This is a genomic window from Bradyrhizobium sp. OAE829, assembly GCF_040546575.1.
In the GTDB taxonomy this organism is placed as follows: Bacteria; Pseudomonadota; Alphaproteobacteria; order Rhizobiales; family Xanthobacteraceae; genus Bradyrhizobium.
Window position 1 is genome coordinate 534,385 of record NZ_JBEPOE010000001.1, and the last position, 24,173, is coordinate 558,557.

The window sequence follows — 24,173 nt, forward strand, 5'->3', positions numbered from 1 at the left end:
CGCTACCGCCGCGCTTTGCGCATCGTCGTGAGCACGATGTCGGCGGCGCGGGCGCTCGGCGGCGTGTTGCCGGTCGACATGATCCGGTCGATCTTCGCGAAGGCTTCGAGCTGCTTTCGACGCGGCGCGGACTCGCCGAGGAGTTCGCGCAGCACCTGCGATAGTTTTTCCGGCGTGCAGTCCTGCTGCAGGAATTCGGGAACGACATTTTCGCCGATCACGAGATTGGCCAGGATCACCGAACTCACATTGATCGCCCGCCGCAGGATCCAGGCTTCCGTCGCGCCGGTCCGGTAGGCCGTCACCATCGGCACGCCTGATAGTGCAAGCTCGAGCGTCACGGTGCCGGATTTTGCCAGCGCCGCATGCGCGATCCGGAACGCGGCCCGCTTCTCCTGCTCGCCGATCACGACGCGGGGCTGCACCGTCCAGGTCTTCAGCGCTTCCGCGACCGCCTCCTGCAGATGCGGCATGGTCGGCAGGATCAGTTCGAACGCCACGCCCTCGGCATTGAGCCGCGCCAGCGCCTGGCCGAACACTGCCATATGGTGGCGAATCTCGCTGCGGCGGCTTCCCGGCAGCACCAGCAGCACCGGAGGCGGCGCGTCCCGCCGCTGTCGCTCCTCAGGGTTGGGCCGGAGCGAGGCGAGCTGTTCGGTCAGAGGATGGCCGACATAGCTGCAGGGCGGCCCGCGAAGCCTCTGGTACGCCTCCGGTTCGAACGGCAACAGGGCCAGCACGTGATCGACATAAGTCAGCATCGCGCGGGCGCGGCCCGGCCGCCACGCCCAGACCGAGGGCGAGACATAGTCGATGATCGGAATGTTGGGATCGCTGGCGCGGACGCGCTTCGCCACGCGGTGGGTGAAATCGGGGCTGTCGATGATGACGAGAATGTCGGGCGTGGCCTCGGTGACCGCAGCTGCGGTTTGCTTGATCAGCCGCAGGATCTTCGGCAATTGCTTGACCACGGCGGCAAGGCCGATGATCGAGAGTTCCTCGATCGGAAACCACGAATTCATGCCTTCGCGCGCCATCGCCCGGCCGCCGACGCCTTCGAACTGCACCGCGTCGCCGAGCCGCTGGCGCAACACTTTCATCAGATTGGCGCCGAGGCGATCGCCGGATTCCTCCGTCGCGATCAGGACGATCTTGCGCACCGTGTCAGTGGTCGGACGCGGCGGCATCACGCCGGCAGCCCCTGGATGAAGAGGCCGGCGCGGTCGGCGGCATCGATCATGGCCTGCGCGTCCGCCACGATGGTTTGCCCGGCAATGATGGCAATGCCGGCAAGCCCTGCCTTGGCCGCGCCTTCGACCGTCGTTGCCCCCACCGTCGGCAGGTCGAAGCGCAAATCCTGGCTGGTCTTGGGCGCCTTGACCAGCACGCCACGGCCCGTGCTGGCGCGGATGCGGCCCGCGCTGCGCAAGCGCGCCACGCGCGCCAGGAGCCCGTCAGTGCCCTCGATGTCTTCCACCGCCACCACGTGACCGTCGATCACCACGACGGCCTGGCCGATGTCGAATGGACTTAGCGCGCGCAACACTTCCCGCCCCTTCTCGATATCGGCGGTACCGGCCGCATCAGGCGTTGCGCGGGCAATGCGCCCCTCGGGCATCAACATGTCAGGGGCGACATCCCTGATGCCGACCATGCGAAAGCCGTCCTGCTCGAAAATCCGGCCGATGCCCGACAGCAGATGGTCGTCGCCGCCGCGAAACGCCGCCAGGATAGGGCCGATGACGCGGATCGTCCCCCAGTCCAGCCTGATTTCCGACAGCGCCGGCCGCAGCAGCGTGCCGATGAAGATCAGGTCGCGGCAGCCCTCGCTACGCAACAGCTTTTTCGCCCGGCCGATCTGTCCGACCGAAATCCAGTGATGGCGGAAGCGTTCGGCCCGCACCGGGTCGCAGGAGCCCCGCAGCGCGAACAGCACCGGCGCGATGCCGCGCGCGGCAAGCGAATCCGCGACCGCGAACGGCATGGCGCCGCCGCCCGCGATCACGCCGACCGGCGAAGAAATCTCTGAAGCCGCTGAACTCATGGGCTGCGGCGATCCCGTCATCAGGATTTATGAGCGCCGTCGGCCGGCAGGCACAGCGCGCGATGCTTGCCCGCATCGATGAAGGCAAGGATTTCCGCGATCGCCGGATCGTTTGCCGCCAGCGGCTGAACCTCGCTCAGCCGTTCGGCAAAGATGCCGGGGCCATGGAACAGCTTTTGATAGAACGCGCGCACCGTGACGAGGCGGTCCTTGGTGAATTTGCGCCGCTTCATGCCGATGATGTTGAGGCCTTCGAGGCTCGCATACTGGCCGTTGACGAGGCCGAACGGGATGACGTCGCCGCGCACGCCGCAGACGCCGCCGACCATCACCTGCGGGCCGATCCGGGTGAACTGATGCACGGCGGAGAGCCCGCCGATGAAGACGAAATCGCCGATCTCGCAATGGCCGCCGAGCGTGGCCGACGTGGCGAAGATCACGTCATTGCCGACCTGGCAATCATGGCCGACATGGCTGCAGTTCATGAAATAGCCGCGCTCCCCGACCCGCGTGACGCCGCCGCCGGCAACGGTGCCGGCGTTCATGGTGACGGATTCGCGGATGGTGCAGCCGGCCCCGATTTCAAGCCTGGTCAGTTCGCCGCGATAGCCCAGCGATTGCGGCGGTGTGCCGAGCGAGACGAACGGATAGATCGTGCAGCCGTCGCCGATGGATGTCTGCGCCGTGACGTGCACATGGCCGATCAGCTTGCAGTTGGCGCCGATCACGACGTGAGACCCGATGATGCAAAAGGGACCGATCGAGGTGCCCTCGCCGATCACAGCGCCATCTTCAATCCGCGCGGTGGGATCGATAGTCGTCATCAAATGCGTCCAGGTTGGGCTGATATCGCCGGGCGATATTATCTCGGGTTTTCCGGTGGTTACCGCGACAGGCCAGCGCTTGTCCAGTGACGTATGGTTACGGCAGATGTCGTGACATTTGGATCAACGGCCCTTGCCCGAACCTCCGGTCTTCCGGAGTCGGGTGGTCGATGGAAATCAATACAGGAATCGCCGGCTGATCTGCGCTATCCTGCGCGCGCCATGGTCAGAATTGCGACGCTGCTTCTGCATCTGTTTGCCGCCGAGATCGGCTCCGAAACCGTTGATGTCAGGGATCGCGGCCCGATCGATCTCGGAACGTTCGAGTGCCGCGACATCACCCGCAGCAGCATCGTGCAACGCGTCTGCTACGACCACGCGAGGCGCCACCTGGTCGTTGCGCTCAAGGGAGCCTATGACCAGTATTGCGATCTGCCGGCCGAGACCTACGACGCCTTGCTGAACGCGCCGTCGATGGGCGGGTTCTTCAACCGCCATATCAGGGGACAGTCGGGCGCTGCCTTTGCCTGCCGGAATTAATCCGTCAGCATCGCGCCGACATCGGCCTCGGCGACCACGGTGCCGTTGACCTTGGCGTCGCCGTGAAACCACCACATCGCCTTGCGGCGGCCGATCGAGCGCATGTGGTATTCGATGGTGTCGCCGGGCATCACGGGTTTGCGGAACTTGCACTTGTCGATGGTCAGGAAGTACACCGCGCGCGGCTTCTCGGTGCCTTCGACCGACTTGATGCCGATCACGCCGGCGGTCTGCGCCATGGCCTCGATCATCATCACGCCGGGATAGACCGGGCGTTCCGGGAAATGTCCCTGAAACGCCGGCTCGTTGAAGGTCACGTTCTTGACGCCGATGCCGGAGTAATCGGTGCGGATGTTGATCACCCGGTCGATCAGCAGCATCGGAAAACGATGCGGAAGCGTCTTGAGGATCTCGTTGATATCAACGAGTTCAAACCTGACCGGCACCTCCTCCATCACTCCCGTCCCTCGTTCTTCGGATCCGCGGCGCCCTGCGCCAGTCGCTCCACTGCAATAATCTCCCTAAACCACTGTTTGGTCGGTTTTGCAAAAAAACCGCCCCAGCGGCCATTGGGCGGGATGTCGTCCTTGACCCCGCTCATGGCGGTGACCTGGGCGCCGTCGCCGATCTTGAGATGGTTATTGATGCCTACCTTGGCGCCCAGCGCGACATTGTCCCCGATCGTCAGGCTGCCCGCGAGCCCGATCTGGGCCGCGAGCAGGCAGTGCCTGCCGATGGTCACATTGTGGCCGATCTGGACCTGATTATCGATTTTAGTGCCCTCGCCGATGACGGTATCGCGCAGGCTGCCGCGGTCGATGGTGGTGTTGGCGCCGATCTCGACATTGTTCTGGATCAGGACGCGGCCGGTCTGCGGCACCTTCAGATGGCCGTCGGGACCGAAGAAAATGAAGCCATAGCCGTCCTGGCCGATGCTGCAGCCGGGGTGGATCAAAACGTTGTTGCCGATCAGGGAGAACTGGATTGCGGTACGCGCACCGACATTGCAGTCCCGGCCGATCCGCACTTCGGCCCCGATCACGGCCCCTGCGCCGATCACCGTTCCCGCCCCGATCTCGACCCGAGGGCCGATCACCGCCAGCGGGTCGACGATGACGCCGTCTTCCAGATGGGCTGACCGGTCGATGATCGCCGACGGCGCAATTGCGTCATTGTCGAACCAGGACTGCGGACGCAACGCGTCTTCATGCCACTGGCGCGCGATCTGCACGAACGCGCGGAACGGCTGGGCGGCCCGCAGCACCGCGACATGAGGCGGTACCTGCGCCTCAAAACGCTGGCTGACCAGGCAGGCACCGGCCTTTGTCGAGGCGAGCTGGTCGGCGTATTTGAGGTTGTCGAAGAACGCCAGATGCATCGGGCCAGCCTCGTCGAGCGACGCGAGGCCCCGGATGACATGGCCGTCCCTTGCGGGGTCGACCAATACCGACTTCGTCAACGCGGCAATATCAGCCAGCGTCGACGAAGGCGGTTGCTTGAAGAATATCGGCTGCGCCATTCGACCCGTCGCAGTCCGGCCGGTTGCTGGATTTAGAACGATGTACCGCCGCCGAACCTGAACTCCTGCACGCGGTCATTCTTACCCTTGGTGATCGGAATCGCATAGTCGAAGCGCAGCGGACCGAACGGCGACGCCCAGATCAGGCCGACACCGACCGAGCTGCGGACGACATTGCCTTCGTCATACTGCAGGCCGAGGCAGGTGCCCGGCGTTGCCGGATTGGACGTCGGCCTCACGCAACCGGGAACGTTGACTTCACCGGTCTGTGCCCACGAGGTCGAGCCCCTGTAGTCAAACAGGCCGCCGGCGTCGGCATAGATCGAACCCTTGAGCCCGACTTCCTTCGGCAGGAACCAGAACGGCATCTGCAATTCCGCCGACGCGCCCCAGTATTTCGTGCCGCCGAGCGCGTCGCCCGTACCGTAGGGGTTGATGTCACGCGGTCCGATGCCATTCGGCGCAAATCCGCGGACCAGGTTCGGACCCATCTGGAAGTGATCGAGCATACGCAGCTGGTCGTTGCCGACCTGGTTGAGCATGCCGCCCTGGAAGCGGAGCAGGCCTACGATGTCGGCGACCAGCGGTGTGTAGTACTTCGCATCGATCGCGGACTTGATATAGGAGACGTCGCCACCGAGGCCGGCGAAGTCCTGCTTCCAGTCGATCAGCAAGCCGGTGGTCGGATTCTTGTTATTGTCCAGCGTGTTGTAGTTCAGCGAATAGCCGACCGACGAGGTCAGGGTCCTGCCGCTCTGCAGCTCCTTGCGGACCGGCAGCGAGGCTTCGCCGTCGCTGTAGCACCACAGACCGACGCCTGAGGCATCTGTAGCACCCAGTGCAGTCGCGGCCGGCGCGCCGTTCAGATTCACCCAGGCCGGCGACGGGTTGAACGCCAGCAATCCGTTGTTCGGGTTGTTGTTACAGTTCGACAGCGAACTCGGCAGCTGGATTTCCTGCTGATAGATCGAATAGCGCAGCTGCAAGGCCAGATCTTCGCGCAGGGTGAAGCCGAGGCGCGGGCTGAAGCCCAGCGTCTTGGTTCCATACGAGATGTAGCTGTTGGCAAGTTGCTGGCGCTGGAACAGGTCGAGGCCGAGCGCGACGCGATAGTCCAGCAGATACGGCTCGACGAACGACAGCGAGTAACCACGCGCATACTGGCCATAGGTGACCGCCGCCTTCGCATACAGACCGCGGCCGAGGAAGTTGCGTTCCGAGATACTGACTTCGGCGAGCGCGCCGTCGGTGGTCGAATAGCCGCCCGACACCGAGAAGTCGCCGGTCGACTTCTCGTCTATATCGACGATCAGGACCACACGGTCGCTGGACGACCCTGGCTCGGTGATGATCTTTACGGTCTTGAAGAAGTCGAGATTCTTCAGCCGGCGTTCGGCACGATCGACCAGCGCGCGATTGTAGGCGTCGCCTTCCGAAAGGTCGAACTCGCGGCGAATCACGTAGTCGCGGGTCCTGGTGTTGCCTCGGATATTGATGCGCTCGATATAGGTTCGCGGACCTTCATCGATCGTGTACACGATCGAAACGGTGTGCTGTTCGAAATTGCGATCGCCGCGCGGACGCACGATAGCGAAGGCATAGCCGCGCCGCGAGGCTTCGATCTGCATTTCCTCGACGGACTTTTCGAGCGCCTCGGCGTTGTAGAGCGAGCCGACACTGACACGCGAGAAGCTGCGCATCGAGTTCACATCGAGGGTCGCAATGCTGGTCTGGAAATCGACGGTGGCGACGCGGTATTGCTGCCCTTCCTCGATCTTGAAGGTGACGAGGAAGCCTTTGCGCTCCGGATCGTATTCGGACAGCGCGGCCACCACCTGCACGTCGGCAAAGCCGTTCTTGAGATAGAATCGGCGGATCAGGTCACGGTCGGCCTCGACCCGGTCCGGATCGTAGACGTCGGCGCCGCCGAGGAAGCTCAACAGGTTGGATTCGCGCGTCTTGATGACGTCCTTCAACCGGTAGGACGAATAGAACCGGTTGCCGATGAATTCGATGTTCTTGACGCCGGTCTTGCCGCCTTCGCTGATCGTGAAGACCAGGTCGACGCGGTTGTTCGGCTGTTCAATGATTTCCGGGGTGACGCTGACGTCATAGCGGCCCGAGCGGCGGTAGATTTCAGAGATACGCTGGGCGTCCGACTGAACCATCGGGCGCGAGAAGGTGCCACGCGGCTTGGACTGGATTTCGGCCGAGAGCTGGTCGTCCTTGACCTTCTTGTTACCCTCGAAGGCAATGCGCCCGATCACAGCGTTTTCGACCACGACCACGATGATCCGGCCGCCGGCCTGATTGATTCGCACGTCCTGGAACAGGCCGGTTTCGATCAGCGCCTTCAGGCCGTCATCGATTTGGGCCTGCCCGAGGCGGCCACCGGGTCCCGGCTTGAAATAGGAGCGAATGGTCTCGATTTCGACGCGCCGATTCCCCTCCACGGCGATCGAAGCCACCGTCTGGGCAGCAGCCGGCGCCGAAACAAGCGCCGCCGCTAGCGCGGCAGCCACCGGCACGGCGAACATGATCGAGGCGGCCAACAAGCCTCCCCGCACTCGCATTCCAAACATCATGCGCCAAGCGCCCTTGTCATTCTTGTGCTGGCCCGCACCCCCACGAACCAGCAGATTCCCATTTTCCGCATGTCTTGTAGCCAATTTCCCCGAGGCGGCAAACGGAACATCGCCCAGCGATTCCATTTTCATTCCAAGACGTTGCCGTTGGGCAACGCCACAAAAAAGCCGCGTCACGATGCCGCCAGATGCAGGATGTCGTTATAGGTCGCAAACACCATCAACATCAGCACTAAACCCAGTCCGATTCGGAACCCCATCTCCTGAGCCCGGTTCGACAGCGGGCGTCCGCGGACCGCCTCCACGGCGTAGAACAAAAGGTGACCGCCATCGAGCAGCGGAACCGGGAACAGGTTCAACAGGCCGATCGAGATCGACAGCACGGCGGCCAGGTGCACCAGCGCGCTCAGGCCGATGGTGGCCACCTGCCCCGAAATCTGGGCAATCCGAATCGGGCCACCGACCTGGTCTGCGGCTTCCCGGCCGGTGAAGACGCCGCCGATATAGGCCAGCGTGCGGTCGATCACGAACCAGGTTTCCTTGACGCCGAGCCACATCGCGGTTGCCGGATCGACGCGTTCGGTCACGACATCGCCCGGCGCAGTCGCGCGGGTGATACCCAAAACGCCCAGCCGGTGGACGTTGCCGAACGGATCCTTCACTTCGCGCTGCTCCGGCGTGCCCTTCACTTGCAGGGTGGAATCGCCGCGCTTGAGGGTGAAGTTCAGCTGAACGCCGGCATTGATGCCAACGACGCGCTGCATGTCGGAGAAGCTGCCGATGGTCTTGCCGTCGATCGCGGTGACGATGTCGCCGACCTGAAAACCGGCTTTCGCAGCGGCGCTGTTGGCTTCGATCTTGTCGACGCGCGCGGTCGTGCTCGGCTTGCCGAAGAAGGTGAACAGGCAGGTGAAGATCACGATCGCCAGGATGAAATTCGCGATCGGTCCGGCGGCAACGATGGCCGCGCGCGGGCCGACTTTCTTGTGGTGGAAGCTGCCCGCCTGCTCTTCCGCGCTCATGCCGGCGAGCGCCTCGGTCGAGGGCGTGGACGCTTCGCTGTCGTCACCGAAGAACTTCACATAGCCGCCGAGCGGGATCGCCGAGATCTTCCAGCGGGTGCCGTGGCGGTCGTTGAACCCTGCGAGCTCCGGCCCGAAACCGAGCGAGAACGTCAGCACCTTCACGCCGCACCAGCGGGCGACCAGGAAGTGGCCGAGCTCGTGGAAGAAAACAACGATGGTCAGGACGAACAGGAAGGGAATGATGTAGCCGATGAGCCCACTGCTCAACGTATTGAAACTATGTAGAAAAAACTCAGTCATTCGATTCCCCTCGACGCGAGCCTAGGCTGCGCCCCCAACCCTCTAGGATGCCTTTAAGGCAATTTGAGGCAATAGGGAGGCAGCTTTATTTCGCGCGTTATGGTCAACGGAAATCGCATCATCCGCCGAGCTCAAAGCCGCCAGGTTTCCGGACCGGACCCAGTCGTTCATGGTCGCCTCGACCAGCCGTGCGATCGCGCCGAATCTGATCTTGCCGGCAATGAAGGCTGCCACCGCCACCTCATTGGCGGCGTTGAACACCGTGGTCAGACCGCCGCCGGCGCGCAGCGCGTCGTAGGCCAGCCGCAAGCCGGGAAACCGCTCGAAATCCGGTGCCTCGAAGGTCAGCTGACCGATTTTGGCGAGATCCAGCCGGGCCGAGGGACCGACGATTCGATCGGGCCAGCCGAGGCAATGGGCGATCGGGATGCGCATGTCAGGTGCGCCGAGCTGGGCAACCACCGAACGGTCGGAGAATTCGACCATGCCGTGGATGATCGACTGCGGATGTACGAGGACATCGATCTCGTCGGGCGTCAGCGCGAACAAATACGACGCCTCGATCACTTCGAGCCCCTTGTTCATCATCGACGCCGAATCGATGGTGATCTTCTGGCCCATGCTCCAGTTCGGATGCTTCAGCGCCTGCGCCAGCGTCGCCTGCTCGATGTCGGTGGAGGTCCAGGTGCGGAACGGCCCACCTGACGCGGTGATGATCACGCGCACAAGCTCGTCACGGTTGCCGGAACTGAGCGCCTGAAACAGTGCGTTATGCTCGGAATCCGCCGGCAGGATGCAGGCGCCTGCCTTGGCGGCGCGCTGCATGAAGAAGTCGCCGGCGCAGACCAGGCATTCCTTGTTGGCGAGCGCGACGGCCGCCCCGCGGTCAACAGCGGCGAGCGCCGGCTTCAGCCCGGCGGCGCCGCTGACGGCGGCCATCACCCAGTCGGCCGGCCGCGCCGCGGCCTCGATGATCGCGCTTTCGCCAGCGCCGCATTCGGTCCGCGTGCCGGCCAGCGCTTCCTTCAATGCGCCGAGCTTGGTGGGGTCGGCGACCGCCGCAAAGCGCGCGCCGAATTCGCGTGCGAGTTTGGCGAGCCCCTCGACATTGCCATTGGCGGTCAGCGCCTCAACCTGGTAGCGGGCGCGGTCGCCGCGCAGCAAATCCATGGTGCTGTCGCCGATGGAACCGGTGGCGCCCAGCACTGTGACGGTGCGCGCGGCGGATGCCGCGGCCTTGTTATTACGCAATGGAACCGCGCTCATTTTTTCACCAAATCATAAGACCGCGGCCGACGCCATCGGCGCCGCCGCGGAGGAAACCGATCAGCGCCGCCACCGCGACAGCTGCAACAAATCCATCCAGGCGATCCAGCAGCCCGCCATGGCCGGGAATGATCTGGCTGGAATCCTTGACGCCAAAGCGCCGTTTGACCGCGGATTCAAAGAGATCGCCGAGTTGGGAAACCACCGAAAGAACGCCTGATATCATCAACAGCGGTCCGATTTTACCGAGGTCCAGCACCGCGAATATACAGGCCACGGCAAGACTTGCGACAAAGCCGCCAATGGCGCCGGCCCAGGTTTTTTTGGGGCTGACGCGCGGCCAGAGTTTTGGGCCGCCGATGCCGCGGCCGGCGAAGTAGCCGCCGCTATCGGTCACCCACACGATGACCAGCACGAAGATCAGCGCGATAAAGCCCTTTGCGGGATCGAGCCGCAGCAGGACAGACGCGACCTCCGCCACCGCCGCATAGCAAAATCCCGCAGCGCTCCAGCTTCGCTGCGCCGGCGTGATCATGGCGACCGCCACCAGGCCGACAGCCAGCACCGCGAGCGCAGCATCGATCCGCCCGATGGCGAGACAAAGCCCGGCCAGCGCGAGCGCGGCAACGCCCGATACGACCACGCGCTTGTCAGCCGCGCGGCCCACCACCATCAGCCATTCGACATAGAGGCCGATCGCCGCCAACGTCACCAGCGCGGCCCAAAACCAGCCGCCGGCATAGGCGATGGCGACGGCGAGCGGGATCAGCACGGCAGCTGCAACGATGCGCGTCGAGAGGTTGCGCGTATCCTGTCCGGCAGCGGCCGCCGGCGCGGCCTTGCCCTCGGTCACGATCCGGTTTTCGCGGCCAGACCGCCGAAACGGCGCTCCCGTCTGGCATATTCTGCGATCGCGCTTTCAAGTGCCGCCTTGTCGAAATCCGGCCAGTGGATCGGCACGAAGACGAGTTCGCTGTAGGCCGCCTGCCACATCAGGAAGTTCGACAACCGCTGCTCGCCGCTGGTGCGGATGATCAGGTCGGGATCGGGAATATCGGGCGCGTCGAGATATTGGCCGAGCGTGTCGGTGTCGATCGATGCCGGATCGCGCTTGCCTTCGGCCACTTCGCGCGCCAGCCGCTGCACCGCGTTGGCGATCTCCTGGCGCGACCCGTAATTGAAGGCGACGACGAGATTGAGCTTGGTGTTGGCCCGCGTCAGTTCCTCGGCCTCGTTCAGGAGCGCGCAGATGTCCGGCTCCAGTCCCTCGCGCTCGCCGATCACACGCACCCTCACCCCGTCGCGGTGCAGCGTCGCCAGATCGTTGCGGATGAAGCGGCGCAGCAACCCGAACAGGTCGCCGATTTCGGTCGCCGGGCGCGACCAGTTCTCGGAGCTGAACGAGAAGATCGTCAGGTAGACCACACCGAGTTCATGGGCGGCACGAACCACGCGGCGCAGCGCCTCGACGCCGCGGCGATGGCCCTCCGCGCGCGGCAATCCCCGCGCGGCCGCCCAGCGCCCGTTGCCGTCCATGATGATCGCCACGTGCAAGGGACCGGTTCGATCCGGTCCTTCGGTTGCGGGGGCGGCGGCGTTCGGCATCGTTAAAGTTCCAGGACCAGTCCTAAAGTCTCGGTCTCAAGTTTCGATCTTAAGGCCTTAAACGGTAAGGATTTCCTTTTCCTTCGCCGCCAGCAATTGATCGATCTCGGAAATCATCCCGTCGGTCGCCTTTTGCACGTCATTGGCGAGGCGCTCCTGGTCGTCCTCGGAGATTTCGTGGTTCTTCTCGAGCTTCTTGACCGTATCGAGCCCGTCGCGGCGGACGTGCCGGACCGCAACCTTGGCCGCCTCGGCGTATTTATGCGCGACTTTGACCAGTTCCTTGCGCCGTTCCTCGTTGAGTTCCGGAATCCGCAGGCGCAGCACCTGCCCTTCGGTCGCGGGGCTCAGGCCGAGGTTGGAATCGACGATCGCCTTCTCCACGGCCTTGACCATGGATTTGTCCCAAACCTGGACGGACAGCAGCCGCGGCTCGGGCACGCTGACGGTTGCGAGCTGGTTGAGCGGCATGTGCGTGCCGTAGGCATCGACCTGGACCGGCTCGAGCATGGACGCCGCCGCACGACCGGTGCGCAAACCGCCCAATTCATGCTTGAGCGACTGGGTGGCGCCCTGCATGCGGCGCTTCAATTCGTTGATGTCAAAACCAGGTGTGGGCATTACGCTCTCCCCTCCTCAGAAAACCATCCGCCGGCATTATCAGGCCCGCGGTTCGACGTGGCGCGGGCCGGTCAGCCGGCGACAACCGTGCCGTGGCCGGTACCGCGCAGGATCGCACCAATCGAACCGGGCTCGGCGATCGAGAATACGATGATAGGCAGCGCGGTCTCGCGGGCAAGCGCGAATGCGGTTGCGTCCATCACCTTGTAGCCACCTTCGATGGCCTGCGAATGCGTCAGGCGGTCGAAACGCTTGGCCGACGGGTCTTTTTTGGGATCGGCGCTGTAGACACCATCGACATTGGTGGCCTTCAGCACCGCCTGCGCCCCGATCTCGGCTGCCCGCAGCACCGCAGTGGTGTCGGTGGTGAAAAACGGATTGCCGGTTCCGCCGCCGAGCAGGACGATACGGCCCTCGGCGAGATATTTGTGCGTCGCACTGCGGGTGAACAGTTCGGAAATTTCGGGCATCACGAACGCCGACAGGGTTCGCGCCGGCGTCCCCTTGCGTTCGATGGCCGCCTCGACCGCAAGGCAGTTCATCATGGTGGCGAGCATGCCCATGGTGTCGCCGGTCGGGCGTGACACGCCACGCGAGGATACTTCGACGCCGCGAACGATGTTGCCGCCGCCGACCACGACCGCCACCTCAACCCCGAGCTGGCGCGCGGCGATCAAATCGTCGGCGATACGGTCCACGGTAGGCTGGTCGATGCCGAAGGACTGGCTGCCGGCGAGATATTCGCCCGAGATCTTGATCACGACGCGACGATAGACCGGCTCTGCCATAGCTTGTCGCTTCCTTCTTCCGCGCAGGCATCCTCCGGCGCAACGGCGCCGGAAGATTGTCGACCGCGGTTACTTCTTGCCGCTGGCCGCCGCGACTTCCGCTGCGAAGTCGGATTCCTGCTTTTCGATTCCCTCGCCGAGAGCATAGCGCACAAACGCGGTAATCTTCACAGGCGCGCCGACCTTGCCTTCAGCTTCCTTGACGGCCTGCGCCACCGACTTGCCGGTGTCGTGGATGAACGCCTGCTCCAGCAGACAGACTTCCTTGTAGTAGGTCTTCAGGCCGGACTCGACGATCTTCTCGATCACGTTCTCCGGCTTGCCCTGCTGGCGATACTTGTCGGCCAGCACGTCCTTTTCGCGCTTCACGGTTTCCGGGTCGAGGCCGGACGGATCGAGCGCCTGCGGATTGGTGGCGGCGACGTGCATCGCGAGCTGGCGGCCGAGCGCCGCGAGTTCATCGGTCTTGCCGGTCGATTCGAGCGCCACCAGCACGCCCATCTTGCCGGCGTTGTCGATGACAGCGCCGTGGATGTAGCTCGCCACCACGCCATTGGCGACCTCGAGCAACGCCGCACGGCGCAGCGACATGTTCTCGCCGATGGTGGCGATCGCGTCCGAAATCGCGGTCTCGACGGTGAAGTCGCCGATCTTCGCGGCCTTGATCGTTTCGACGTCGGCGCCGACGCGAAGCGCGACCTGCGCGACCATCTTGACGAGGCCCTGGAACTGTTCGTTGCGCGCGACGAAATCGGTCTCCGAATTGACTTCGACGACGACGCCCTTGGGGCCCGAAATCATCGCGCCGATCAGGCCTTCGGCGGCAACGCGGCCGGCCTTCTTGGCGGCCTTGGACAGGCCCTTCTTGCGCAGCCAATCCTGCGCTTCCTGCATGTTGCCCGCGGTTTCGGTGAGCGCAGCCTTGCAGTCCATCATGCCTGCGCCGGTCGACTCGCGCAGTTCCTTGACCATCGCCGCAGAGATCGTTGCCATCGTTGGATATCCTTCTTGCCTGTTAGCCACGAGCGCGGCGCGCCTTGCGCCGTGCCGCATCAGCTACAGGAATGCCGTAACAGGGAAATCAAACCGGTGGCCGGAAGGCCGGCCACGCGGCGTTACAATTATTCCGCTTCCGCGGTCATCGCCTTGGCCTGGGCAACCCAGCCATCGGCGCGGCTCGGGAGTCCGACCTCTTCGCCGATCTTGTGCGCGGTATCGTGGTCCAGTTCGGCCAGCTGCCAATAGTGGAAGATACCGAGATCGTTGAACTTCTTCTCGATCGCACCGGACACGCCGGTGAGCTTCTTGAGGTTGTCGGCGGTGCCACGGGGGCCCGCCAGACCCTGGAAGCCGGCCGGCTGCGGAGCAGCCGGGATTTCCTCACGGACCGGCTGCGCCGAAGCGCCGATGTCGATGCCGTGGTCGCCCTGGGCGCGCGAGATGCCGTCGATGGCGGCGCGGGCCACCAGATCGCAATACAGCGAAATGGCGCGGCCGGCGTCGTCATTGCCCGGCACCACATAGGTGATGCCCTTGGGATCGGAATTGGTGTCGACGATCGCGGCGACGGGAATGTTGAGCCGCTGCGCTTCCTGGATCGCGATGTCTTCCTTGTTGGTGTCGATCACGAAGATCATGTCGGGAAGCCCGCCCATGTCCTTGATGCCGCCGAGCGAACGGTCGAGCTTGTCGCGCTCGCGCTGCAGCGTCAGCCGCTCCTTCTTGGTGTAGGCGTTGGCATCGCCGGAATTGAGCACCTCATCGAGATGACGCAGCCGCTTGATCGAACCGGAAATGGTCTTCCAGTTGGTCAGCGTACCGCCGAGCCAGCGCGAATTGACGAAATACTGCGCCGACCGCTTGGCGGCCTCGGCAACGCCGTCCTGCGCCTGTCGCTTGGTGCCGACGAACAGGATACGGCCGCCCTTGGCGACGGTGTCGCTGACCGCCTTCAACGCGGTGTGCAGCAACGGCACGGTCTGCGCGAGGTCGATGATGTGGATGTTGTTGCGGGCACCGAAGATGAAATCCGCCATCTTGGGATTCCAGCGGTGCGATTGGTGACCAAAGTGAACGCCAGCTTCAAGCAGCTGACGCATAGAAAAATCGGGTAGCGCCATGGTAATACTTCTCCGGTTGGTTCCTCCGGAAGCGTGTGAGCAGACGAGCCTTATGGCCCGGCTGCCACCGGACGGCCTTTGAGAGCCATGCTTCCGTGTGAGATGGCGCGGTATATAGCCGGATTCCAGCCAGAAGCAAGGAAATACGGCCGGTTTTTGTCGCCTGCTGGCCGGGTCCGGGGCTGTAAATGCGGGCATTCGGGGCCCAAATCCGCCGAAAACCCCTACGGAGACCCTATCTCGGCCGGGGCGGTGGGAACGATTCGCATTGTCGCCGGTTTCCGGCAGGCGTAACCTTCACCCAATTCGCAAGCGCCCGCATCGTGAGGCGACGACGCGAGTTCCTCCCGATGCCCGGATAGCGCGTTGCACTCGTTGCAATGGAGGACCCGTTATGACCGTCTCCCCGACCCTGCAGAACTACCTGGACCAGACCGTCACCTACGAGCTGATCCCTCATGCCCGCACCATGTCGTCGACGCGCACGGCCGAGGCTTGCCATGTGCCGGGCGACGCTCTGGCCAAAGCCGTCGTCCTTCGCTGCGAGGACGGCTACATGATGGCGATCCTTCCGGCGTCCCGCCATCTGCATTTGCCGGCCTTGAAAATGCAGCTCGGCCACAAGGTTGATCTGGCGAGCGAAGAGGAGGTCGCGAAGCTGTTTGGCGACTGCGAGCGCGGGGCCGTACCGCCGGTTGGCGAATGCTTCGGACTCGATGTCATCGTCGACGACAGCATCGATGCGCAGAGCGAGATCTACATGGAGGGTGGCGACCACGCCACACTGATCCATCTGGACCGCGAGCAGTTCGCACGACTGACCGCGAAGGCCTGGCACGGCCACTTCACCACGCACGATTGAGGCCGCTCGAGCGCCGTCGAGCGACCTCAAGCAACGCCATCGCGCACGTCCACCGTTGAACAGCCGCGACCGGTTGCTGCAAGGCGTGTCGATCGCGAGCCGTCGCCGTGCTTCAGTGGTGGGCTGAAACGCTCTTGACGTACCCGGACACCACGTCGCCGGACGTTGAATGGCTGATGTCACCCAGGCTGATCATGCCGACCATCCGCTTGCTTTTGTTGATCACCGGCAACCTGCGGACTTTCAGCGTCTCCATGTGATGCACCGCCTTGGCGAGGTCATCGTCCTCCCGGCAGCAGTGGATACCTTCGGTCATCACGTCGCGCGCCTTGGCCCGGCTGGCATCGAAGCCGTTGCCAGCAAGCCCTTTGCAGACGATGTCGCGATCGGTCACCATTCCGATCAGCTGATCGTCCTCCCCGATCGGAATGCAGCCGATATCATGCGCTCGCATCAGCTTTGCGATTTCGGTGACAGGCGTGTCGGGGCTGACCCAGTCGACGCCCTTGTGCATCGCGTCTTTGACTTTCATGGCGGACCTCCGTTGCTGCGATTTCAGGTGGTATCCCCGTGATGCAGAACAGTTCCCCCTTGCTCGACTATACGACGGATCGGATCGGACGACATCGCAAAAAATGCGATGACAACTCCGCAACGCAGGGAAAGCCCTCGCCGGCAGCACGTCCATCAATCCAGCATGCCTCGCCAGCGTCCAATGGCAGACCGGCGCACAGACGCCGGCCTCAGCTCACCATGCGCTGGCGGTTTTCCCAGTACGGCTTGCGCAACTCACGCTTCAGGATCTTGCCGGCGCCGGACAGCGGCAGCGGGGTCTGCGTCACCTCGACACTGCGCGGGCATTTGTAACCTGCGATCAGCGTCTTGCAGAAATCCATCAACTCGTCGGGGGTTGCGCTCGCGCCAGGCTTGGGAACGACAATGGCGTGAACCTGCTCGCCCCAGCGCTCGCTCGGGATGCCGATCACGGCGCATTGCGCCACCGACGGATGCTGCGCCAGCGCGTTCTCGACCTCGGCCGAGTAGACGTTCTCGCCGCCGGAGATGATCATGTCCTTGACGCGGTCGACCACGTAGACGAAGCCGTCCTCATCCATGTAGCCGCCGTCGCCGGTGTGCATCCAGCCGTCGATGACCGCCTTGGCGGTTTCCTCCGGCCGCTCCCAATAGCCCATCATCACATTGTCACCGCGCACCGCGATCTCGCCGACTGTGCCAGTGGGCACCACCTTGTCGTCGGCATCGACGATCTTGACCTCGCAACCCAGCGTGGGACGGCCGGCGCCGCGATGCCGCCCCTTGGCGCGGCCATCGCCGACATGCTCCTTCCAGTGCAGTATCGTCGCGATCGGCGACAATTCCGTCATGCCATAGGCTTGCGTGAACTGCACGTTCGGCAATGCTTTCATGGCGCGGCTGAGCACGGCATCGCTGATGACGGAGGCGCCATAGGCGATACCCGTCAGCGACGACAAGTCGTACTCGCCGAGTTTTGGATGATCGACGAACATCTGGATCATGGTCGGCACCAGCAGCACGTCGGTCACGCGATCGCGCTGCATCGCGCCGGCGACGCCGTCGGGCGTAAAGCCCTGGATGATGACGTTGGAGCCGCCGCTGAGCAGCACCGAATACATCGCCGCCCCGTTGGCAAGGTGGAACATCGGCGCGGCGTGCAGATAGACCGTGCTGCTCGGCCACAGCCCTTCGCCGAGTGCGTTCAGCGCATTGACCATCAGATTGCCGTGGCTGAGCATCACGCCCTTGGAGCGTCCGGTGGTGCCGCCGGTATAGAAGATGCCGGCGAGATCCTCGCTTTTGCACATCGCATCCTGCATCGGCGCGCTGCGCGCGATCAACGCCTCAGACCCCTCCATGCCGGCGGGGGCGTCCCCATCATCGGCATAGATCAGCTTGAGGCCCGGGATCGCCTGGGCGAGCGTCGTGCCGACCGCAGCAAAGGCCTTGTCGACGAACAGGATGCCGGCGCGGCAGTCGCGCATGGCGTCTTCGTTCTCCAGCGGGCTCCAGCGGATGTTGAGCGGCACGATCACGGTGCCGGACCAGCCGGCGGCAAGATAAAGCTCGAGATAGCGGTCGGAATTGAGCGACAGGATCGCGACACGGTCGCCGGCCTGCGCGCCGAGGTCCCGGATGCCGGCGGCAAGCCGCGCCACGCGGTCGCCGACCTCGCGCCAGCTTTTCTTGCGGTCGCCACAAACGATGGCAAGGCCGTTCGGATTGATCTGCAGCGCGCGCCGCAGGCCGTGCGTGATGTTCATCCTGATACTCCCCGTGACTTGCGTTTCCTGACCGGCGGTTTATCCGCCTTTTTCCGTGTCGATTTGATCGCGAGCCCTTCAGTGAGGCGGATCGCGAATTCTTTAGCTATCGCCTCCGCTTCAAGCGCACCGCCCGGCTGGTACCAGTGGCCGATCCAGTTCAGCGAGCCCGCAATCGCAAATGCGGAAAGCTTCACGTCGCAAGGCCTGATCGATCCGTCCTTGATCCCCTGCCCGATATAGTCGCGAAAAGCCTGATCGATCTTCTTCTTGGCGAGGCCGACGATCTTGCGGTTGTGCTCGGTGAGGTCGCGGACGTCGAACCGCACCAGGCTCTTGCCGTAGTCGGTGGTCATTGTCTCGGCGTAGCTGACGATCAGCTTGCGCAGTTTTTCCAGCCCGGTGCCGCCGGTGGCGGCGATGTCATCGATGCGCTCGTCGACGTGCTCGGCGCCGATTGCCCAGCATTCGTAGAGGATTTCGTCCTTGCCGCGGAAATAATTGTAGAGCGCGGGCTTGGTGATATTCAGCCGCTCGGCCACGTGGTTGAGCGTGGTGCCGTGATAGCCCTGCTCGAGAAACAGCGCCACCGCGGTGCGCAGCACGGCTTCGCGTTTCTCGTCGCGGGCGCGACGACGGCTTTCGAACGGCATCCAGGGTGACTGACCGTTCGGGGAGGAAGCTGATCCGTCCATCTTTGAATTCACCCGGCGCGGTTGACTCGAAAGCGAAGCTGTCCGTATATTACCCACGGGTAATAAAAAGTCCAACGGGTAATTTAAGGGAGCGCACAATGACATCCAGCGTCTATGTTGCCGGCGTCGGCATGATCCCCTTCGTCAAACCGGGCGCGAACGCGCCCTACCCGGTGATGGGCGCGGAAGCGGCGAGGCTTGCGCTGGCTGACGCCGGCGTCGGCTACGAGATGATCCAGCAGGCCTATGCCGGCTATGTCTACGGCGATTCAACCTGCGGGCAGCGCGCGCTCTACCAAGTCGGGATGACCGGCATCCCCATCATCAACGTCAACAACAATTGCTCGACCGGCTCGACCGCGTTGTTCATGGCGCGGCAGGCGATTGAATCAGGCGCGCTCGATTGCGTGCTGGCGCTCGGATTCGAGCAGATGAAGCCCGGAGCGCTAGGAGCTGTCTTCACCGACCGGCCAAGCGCGTTCGACGAGTTCGACGCCGCGGCCGACAAATTGGTCGACGCGCAAGGCGTGCCGCTGGCGTTGCGCTATTTCGGTGGCGCCGGTCTCAGCCACATGAGGAAATACGGCACGCCGCTGACCTCGTTCGCCAAGGTGCGGGCCAAGGCGAGCCGGCATGCCAAGAACAATCCGCTGGCGCTGTTCCGCAAGGAAGTCAGCGCTGACGACGTCATGAACGACCAGGTGATCTGGCCGGGCGTGATGACGCGGCTGATGGCCTGCCCGCCAACCTGCGGCGGTGCGGCGGCAATATTGGTCTCGGAGAAATTCGCCAGCAAGCACGGCCTGCGCAAGGACGTCCGGATCGCGGCGCAGGCGATGACCACCGATACCCCCTCCACCTTCAGGGCCGGTGACATGATGCAGGTGGTGGGCTTCGACATGACGCGCGCCGCGGCGAACAAGGTCTATGAGGCCGCCGGCATCGGCGCTGACGATCTCGACGTCGTCGAGCTGCACGACTGCTTCGCGCATAATGAGCTGATCACCTACGAGGCGCTCGGCCTGTGCCCCGACGGCGGCGCGGAGCGCTTCATCGACGACGGCAACAACACCTATGGCGGTAAGACCGTAACCAATCCGTCCGGCGGCCTGCTGTCCAAAGGCCATCCGCTCGGCGCCACCGGCCTCGCGCAATGCTATGAACTGACGCATCAGTTGCGCGGTTCGGCGGAAGCACGACAGGTGGACGGCGCAAGGCGCGCCCTGCAGCACAATCTCGGCCTCGGCGGCGCCTGCGTCGTCACGCTCTACGAACGCGTCTGAGGCCCTGATATGATTGACCCCTCCCTCATCGGGCGCAGCCTTTCGCCTGTCACCGCGCATGTCGAGCCCGGACGCCTGCGTTACTTCCGCGAGACGCTCGGCGAGACCAATCCGGTCTATGGCGATGCCAAGGCCGCGCAGGCCGCCGGCTATGCCGCGACGCCGGTGCCGCCGACCTATCTGTTCTGCCTTGAGATGATGGACGCGGAACAGGCCTTCGAGTTCATCACCGTCATCGGCGTCGACATCGGGCGCCTGCTGCATGGCGAACAGCGCTTTACGTACCGGGCACCCGTGGTGGTCGGCGACACGCTGCTGTTCCAGCCGCGCATCGTCAGCGTCGCCGACAAAAAGGGTGGCGCGATGACGCTGGTCGGCATCGAAACCAAAGTCACCAATCAGAACGGCACCCACGTCGCGGACGTCTCGCGCACCGTGGTGGTGCTCAATCCCAAAACCGCATGAGCAAGCCTGTGAAAACTCAGCCCGCGATAGGCGACCGTCTCGTGCACAAGGTGTTTCCGCCGATCAGCCGCCACACGCTGGCGCTCTATTGCGGCGCCTCGGGCGACCACAATCCGATCCATGTCGACCTGGATTTCGCCAAGGCCGCCGGATATCCTGACGTCTTCACCCACGGCATGCTGGTCATGGGCTATCTTGGCCAGGCGCTGACCGATGCGGTCCCTCCCCCGCGGCTTCGCATGTTCTCGACGCGCTTCGTCGCAATCACGCAGCTCGGTGCAAGCCTGACCTGCGAGGGACATGTTTCCGAATTCGTCGAACATGATGGCGAGCGATGCGCGAAGCTGGCGCTGACGACCAAGGACGAGAATGGCGATCTCAAGCTCGCCGGCGAAGCCGTCATCGCACTCTGATCAGGGAAAACAAAAATGACCAAGCTCAAGGGAAAAGTCGCGCTGATCACGGGATCGGGGCGAGGCATCGGCCGCGCGATCGCGCTGAAACTTGCCAGCGAGGGCGCGAAGGTCGTGGTCAACGATCTTGATGCGGCGCCGGGCGACGCCGTCGCCGCGGAAATCCGCAAGGGCGGCGGCGAAGCCATCGCGATCAACGGCAGTGTTTCCGAATCCGGCTTCTCCGACCGTTTCGTCGGCGCAGCCATGGAAACATTCGGCGGCCTCGATATCATCATCAACAACGCCGGTTACACCTGGGACTCGACGATCCAGAAGATGACCGACGAGCAGTTCCAGGCCATGCTTGACGTCCACCTGGTCGCACCATTCCGCCTGCTGCGCGCCGCCTCGGAGCCGATCCGGATCATGGCAAAGAAAGAGGCCGAAGCCGGCCGCGAAGTGTTTCGCAAGGTGGTCAACATCTCCTCGATCGCCGGCCTTTATGGCAACGCCGGCCAGGCCAGCTATTCGTCGGCCAAGGCGTCGCTGGTCGGGCTGACGCGCACGCTTTGCAAGGAATGGGGACGCTACAAGGTCAACGTCAATTGCGTGGCCTTCGGCCTGATCAATACCCGCCTGACCCAGCCGATCGAAACCCAGCAGAAGACCATCGACGTCGCCGGCCGCGACATCAAGGTCGGGGTCCAGCCCCAGATGCTCGACGCGATGGCGAGAATGATTCCGCTCGGACGCGGCGGCACGCCGGAAGAAGCCGCCGACGCGGTCTATCTGTTCTGCAGCCCGGAATCGAACTACATCAGTGGGCAAGTCGTCGTCTGCGGTGGCGGCCTCATCATCTAGCGCGGAGATCCCATGCAATATCGTTCTTCCTGGATGACGGAGGAGCTGGACGTCTTTCGCGACCAGTTTCGCAAATTCCTCGCCAAGGATCTGGCGCCGCATGCCGAGAAATGGCGCGACCAGAAGATGGTCGATCGCTCCGCCTGGAGGGCGCTGGGCGAAATGGGCGCCCTGCTTCCGAGCGTGCCGGAAGCCTATGGCGGATTGGGCGCCAGCTTCGCCTATGAAGCTGCCGTGATCGAGGATCTCGAAACCGTGGTGCCGGAAGTGACGACCGGGTACTCGGTGCATAGCGCCATCGTGGCGCATTACATTTTGAATTACGGCTCCGAGGAACAAAAGCGGCGCTGGTTGCCGAAAATGGCCAGCGGCGAGTTCGTCGGCGCCATCGCCATGACCGAACCCGGCACCGGCTCCGATTTACAGGGCGTGCGGACGACGGCCCGAAAGCAAGGCAATAATTACGTCATCAACGGCCAGAAGACCTTCATTACCAACGGCCAGGCCGCCGACCTGATCATCGTGGTCGCGCGCACCGGCGAGCCCGGTGCCAAGGGCATCTCACTGATCGTGCTTGAAGCCGAAGGCAATGACGGTTTCCGCCGTGGGCGCAACCTCGACAAGATCGGTCTGCATGCATCCGATACGTCCGAATTGTTCTTCGACAATGCGGTGGCGCCACCGGAGAACCTGCTGGGCAGCGAGGAAGGCAACGGCTTCGGGCAGCTGATGCAGCAATTGCCGCAGGAGCGCCTCTCGCTTGCCGTCGGCGCCGTGGCGTCGATGGAGCGCGCGATCAAGCTGACCGCCGACTATACCAAGGAACGAAAAGCTTTCGGCAAGCCCATCATCGAATTCCAGAACACCGCGTTCAAGCTGGCCGAGCGCAAGACCGAGGCTATGATTGCACGTGTGTTCGTCGACTGGTGCGTCGAGCGCCTCGTCGCCGGTGAACTCGACACCGTGACCGCTTCCATGGCGAAATGGTGGACTTCGCAGAAGCAGGTGGAAACCGCGGACGAATGCCTGCAGCTCCACGGCGGCTACGGTTACATGGAGGAATACCCGATCGCGCGGATGTTCGTGGATGCACGGATCCAGAAGATCTACGGCGGCACCAACGAGATCATGAAGCTGTTGATCGCGCGGTCGCTCTGACATGAGAGGTCGCGACGATGCCGGACTGCCGCGGTCCGCGGCTCATCGCCGGGCTCCAGGCCGCTGCGGGTTTCAGCTGAGGCTTAGTCCGCTAGTTGTAGTTCGGCGAGCGTCGTTCTCGCCGTCGGCTCGTCCAGCGCAATAAGGTCGGCCGGTCCTGTATTGTCGCTGCCGGACGTTGCAACGGATGCAACCAGGGCCCCAGCCAATCCCGCAACCATGGTCGTGCCGGTTACCGCGTCATGCCTCGCGCTCGATTTTACCAGAAAGAAATAAGTGCGGCCGGGCGCCGTGGTGAAATCTCGCCTGGACTCGCCGGGAAACATCACTTCGGTCGCAGTTGAGTTGGTGCGGACCGGCCGGGAGATCGGCATAGGCGTAGGTTCCGACCACCACCTTGCCCATTGGACTGCCGTCCAGCTTCACATCGCAGGCGCAAAGGGACATCGACAGGCCGTCGCGCTTTCGTTGAAGCACCACTACCCGGGACAGTCCTGGTTTTGGTGGACCGATCTTCTGTGACATCGCCGCATAGTCTGTTCCGACTTTGGCGGTCATACAACCCGACAACAGCAACGCGCCCAAAAGCAGCGCAATTCCACGCCCCAACATAACGTCCCCAGCACTTGTCCCGGAAAAGGGCATAGCCGAAAACATCGTGAGGTTGCAATAGCTGTTGCTATGTCCTCGACGTAATCGGTAAACAGCGCAGCGACATCGAGATTTTGGCGATCGCGGCTGGATTGGAGGCCGACTCATGGTTCGCACAATTCGCAAGGCCGGTGTGATGGAGGTTCCGTTCTCCGACTATCGGCTCGAGAACGATCCTCGATTTCTGAAGCGGATCGAGCGCGCTCGCAATAGCCTGCCGGCCGGACGCGGCGTCCGTCTCGAAGACGTCGAATCGGAATAGCGCC

At 63.5% G+C, this 24,173-nt stretch carries 26 protein-coding genes; 8 read left to right on the forward strand and 18 right to left on the reverse strand.

Annotated features, from left to right (window positions below):
- Positions 1-2: 2 nt before the first annotated feature.
- From lpxB to lpxA, 3 genes are read right to left on the reverse strand one after another with little or no spacing between them, the layout of a single operon-like run.
- Positions 3-1,187, reverse strand: coding sequence for a lipid-A-disaccharide synthase (lpxB, locus tag ABIE49_RS02455; protein ID WP_192734223.1), 1,185 nt, complete (start codon positions 1,185-1,187; stop codon positions 3-5).
- Positions 1,187-2,044 (reverse strand): LpxI family protein, encoded by an 858-nt coding sequence (locus tag ABIE49_RS02460; RefSeq protein WP_192733396.1) that lies wholly within the window; start codon positions 2,042-2,044, stop codon positions 1,187-1,189. The genes lpxB and ABIE49_RS02460 overlap by 1 nt, the downstream gene beginning before the upstream one ends.
- A 20-nt stretch (positions 2,045-2,064) precedes the next feature.
- Positions 2,065-2,868, reverse strand: coding sequence for an acyl-ACP--UDP-N-acetylglucosamine O-acyltransferase (gene lpxA, locus ABIE49_RS02465; RefSeq protein WP_192733397.1), 804 nt, complete (start codon positions 2,866-2,868; stop codon positions 2,065-2,067).
- Between the two features lie 222 nt (positions 2,869-3,090).
- Here lpxA and ABIE49_RS02470 point away from each other — a divergent pair, with 222 nt between their 5' ends.
- A complete protein-coding gene (locus ABIE49_RS02470; RefSeq protein WP_192733398.1) occupies positions 3,091-3,408 on the forward strand; it encodes a KTSC domain-containing protein in 318 nt (105 codons plus the stop codon).
- Here the strand turns inward: ABIE49_RS02470 and fabZ are convergent.
- The 11 genes from fabZ to ABIE49_RS02525 all read right to left on the reverse strand — a co-directional run bounded on the left by fabZ (position 3,405) and on the right by ABIE49_RS02525 (position 15,237).
- The gene (gene fabZ, locus ABIE49_RS02475) at positions 3,405-3,863 is read right to left on the reverse strand and encodes a 3-hydroxyacyl-ACP dehydratase FabZ (RefSeq protein ID WP_192733399.1); all 459 of its coding nucleotides are present in this window, start codon (positions 3,861-3,863) and stop codon (positions 3,405-3,407) included. The two genes, ABIE49_RS02470 and fabZ, sit on opposite strands and share 4 nt — an antisense overlap.
- Positions 3,863-4,927, reverse strand: coding sequence for a UDP-3-O-(3-hydroxymyristoyl)glucosamine N-acyltransferase (lpxD, locus tag ABIE49_RS02480; protein WP_192733400.1), 1,065 nt, complete (start codon positions 4,925-4,927; stop codon positions 3,863-3,865). Before lpxD ends, fabZ begins: the two co-directional genes overlap by 1 nt.
- A 32-nt stretch (positions 4,928-4,959) precedes the next feature.
- A complete protein-coding gene (gene bamA, locus ABIE49_RS02485) occupies positions 4,960-7,512 on the reverse strand; it encodes an outer membrane protein assembly factor BamA (RefSeq protein WP_192733401.1) in 2,553 nt (850 codons plus the stop codon).
- A 173-nt stretch (positions 7,513-7,685) separates the two neighbouring features.
- Entirely contained in the window at positions 7,686-8,837 is a 1,152-nt protein-coding gene (gene rseP / locus ABIE49_RS02490) for an RIP metalloprotease RseP (protein WP_192733402.1), read from the reverse strand.
- Between the two features lie 42 nt (positions 8,838-8,879).
- Positions 8,880-10,103 carry a 1-deoxy-D-xylulose-5-phosphate reductoisomerase gene (dxr, locus tag ABIE49_RS02495; RefSeq protein WP_192733403.1) on the reverse strand — a complete coding sequence of 408 codons (1,224 nt, stop codon included), beginning with the start codon at positions 10,101-10,103 and terminating at the stop codon, positions 8,880-8,882.
- A 4-nt stretch (positions 10,104-10,107) separates the two neighbouring features.
- Positions 10,108-10,956, reverse strand: coding sequence for a phosphatidate cytidylyltransferase (locus tag ABIE49_RS02500; protein ID WP_192733404.1), 849 nt, complete (start codon positions 10,954-10,956; stop codon positions 10,108-10,110).
- Positions 10,953-11,708, reverse strand: a complete 756-nt coding sequence (locus tag ABIE49_RS02505; RefSeq protein ID WP_192733405.1) for an isoprenyl transferase — start codon at positions 11,706-11,708, stop codon at positions 10,953-10,955. Before ABIE49_RS02505 ends, ABIE49_RS02500 begins: the two co-directional genes overlap by 4 nt.
- A gap of 57 nt (positions 11,709-11,765) precedes the next feature.
- Positions 11,766-12,329 (reverse strand): ribosome recycling factor, encoded by a 564-nt coding sequence (gene frr / locus ABIE49_RS02510; protein WP_192733406.1) that lies wholly within the window; start codon positions 12,327-12,329, stop codon positions 11,766-11,768.
- Positions 12,330-12,400: 71 nt separating this feature from the next.
- Positions 12,401-13,117, reverse strand: coding sequence for a UMP kinase (gene pyrH, locus ABIE49_RS02515; protein ID WP_192733407.1), 717 nt, complete (start codon positions 13,115-13,117; stop codon positions 12,401-12,403).
- Between the two features lie 69 nt (positions 13,118-13,186).
- On the reverse strand, positions 13,187-14,110 hold the full coding sequence (gene tsf, locus ABIE49_RS02520; RefSeq protein WP_192733408.1) for a translation elongation factor Ts: 924 nt from the start codon (positions 14,108-14,110) through the stop codon (positions 13,187-13,189).
- A 128-nt stretch (positions 14,111-14,238) separates the two neighbouring features.
- A complete protein-coding gene (locus tag ABIE49_RS02525) occupies positions 14,239-15,237 on the reverse strand; it encodes a 30S ribosomal protein S2 (RefSeq protein ID WP_192733409.1) in 999 nt (332 codons plus the stop codon).
- Between the two features lie 394 nt (positions 15,238-15,631).
- On the opposite strand from ABIE49_RS02525, the gene ABIE49_RS02530 reads away from it, so the two are divergent.
- Positions 15,632-16,099 (forward strand): aminoacyl-tRNA deacylase, encoded by a 468-nt coding sequence (locus ABIE49_RS02530; RefSeq protein ID WP_192733410.1) that lies wholly within the window; start codon positions 15,632-15,634, stop codon positions 16,097-16,099.
- 112 nt (positions 16,100-16,211) lie between these two features.
- Here the strand turns inward: ABIE49_RS02530 and ABIE49_RS02535 are convergent, their stop codons facing one another.
- The 3 genes from ABIE49_RS02535 to ABIE49_RS02545 form a co-directional block, all read right to left on the reverse strand.
- Positions 16,212-16,631: a CBS domain-containing protein gene (locus ABIE49_RS02535; protein ID WP_192733411.1), complete on the reverse strand. Its 420-nt coding sequence runs from the start codon at positions 16,629-16,631 to the stop codon at positions 16,212-16,214.
- A gap of 211 nt (positions 16,632-16,842) precedes the next feature.
- A complete protein-coding gene (locus ABIE49_RS02540; protein WP_192733412.1) occupies positions 16,843-18,399 on the reverse strand; it encodes an acyl-CoA synthetase in 1,557 nt (518 codons plus the stop codon).
- Positions 18,396-19,094, reverse strand: coding sequence for a TetR/AcrR family transcriptional regulator (locus tag ABIE49_RS02545; RefSeq protein WP_354066561.1), 699 nt, complete (start codon positions 19,092-19,094; stop codon positions 18,396-18,398). Before ABIE49_RS02545 ends, ABIE49_RS02540 begins: the two co-directional genes overlap by 4 nt.
- A 98-nt stretch (positions 19,095-19,192) precedes the next feature.
- On the opposite strand from ABIE49_RS02545, the gene ABIE49_RS02550 reads away from it, so the two are divergent.
- From ABIE49_RS02550 to ABIE49_RS02570, 5 genes are read left to right on the forward strand one after another with little or no spacing between them, the layout of a single operon-like run.
- Entirely contained in the window at positions 19,193-20,377 is a 1,185-nt protein-coding gene (locus ABIE49_RS02550) for a lipid-transfer protein (RefSeq protein ID WP_192733413.1), read from the forward strand.
- Positions 20,378-20,386: 9 nt separating this feature from the next.
- Positions 20,387-20,842, forward strand: a complete 456-nt coding sequence (locus ABIE49_RS02555) for a MaoC family dehydratase N-terminal domain-containing protein (protein WP_192733414.1) — start codon at positions 20,387-20,389, stop codon at positions 20,840-20,842.
- Positions 20,839-21,255 (forward strand): MaoC family dehydratase, encoded by a 417-nt coding sequence (locus tag ABIE49_RS02560; protein WP_192733415.1) that lies wholly within the window; start codon positions 20,839-20,841, stop codon positions 21,253-21,255. The genes ABIE49_RS02555 and ABIE49_RS02560 overlap by 4 nt, the downstream gene beginning before the upstream one ends.
- Before the next feature lie 15 nt (positions 21,256-21,270).
- A complete protein-coding gene (locus tag ABIE49_RS02565) occupies positions 21,271-22,098 on the forward strand; it encodes an SDR family NAD(P)-dependent oxidoreductase (protein WP_192733416.1) in 828 nt (275 codons plus the stop codon).
- Positions 22,099-22,110: 12 nt separating this feature from the next.
- The gene (locus ABIE49_RS02570; protein WP_192733417.1) at positions 22,111-23,256 is read left to right on the forward strand and encodes an acyl-CoA dehydrogenase family protein; all 1,146 of its coding nucleotides are present in this window, start codon (positions 22,111-22,113) and stop codon (positions 23,254-23,256) included.
- A 240-nt stretch (positions 23,257-23,496) separates the two neighbouring features.
- On the opposite strand, the gene ABIE49_RS02575 is transcribed toward ABIE49_RS02570, so the two are convergent.
- Positions 23,497-23,868, reverse strand: a complete 372-nt coding sequence (locus ABIE49_RS02575; RefSeq protein ID WP_354066562.1) for a DUF2846 domain-containing protein — start codon at positions 23,866-23,868, stop codon at positions 23,497-23,499.
- 145 nt (positions 23,869-24,013) lie between these two features.
- On the opposite strand from ABIE49_RS02575, the gene ABIE49_RS02580 reads away from it, so the two are divergent.
- Positions 24,014-24,169, forward strand: a complete 156-nt coding sequence (locus ABIE49_RS02580) for a hypothetical protein (protein WP_192733418.1) — start codon at positions 24,014-24,016, stop codon at positions 24,167-24,169.
- Positions 24,170-24,173 lie beyond the last annotated feature (4 nt).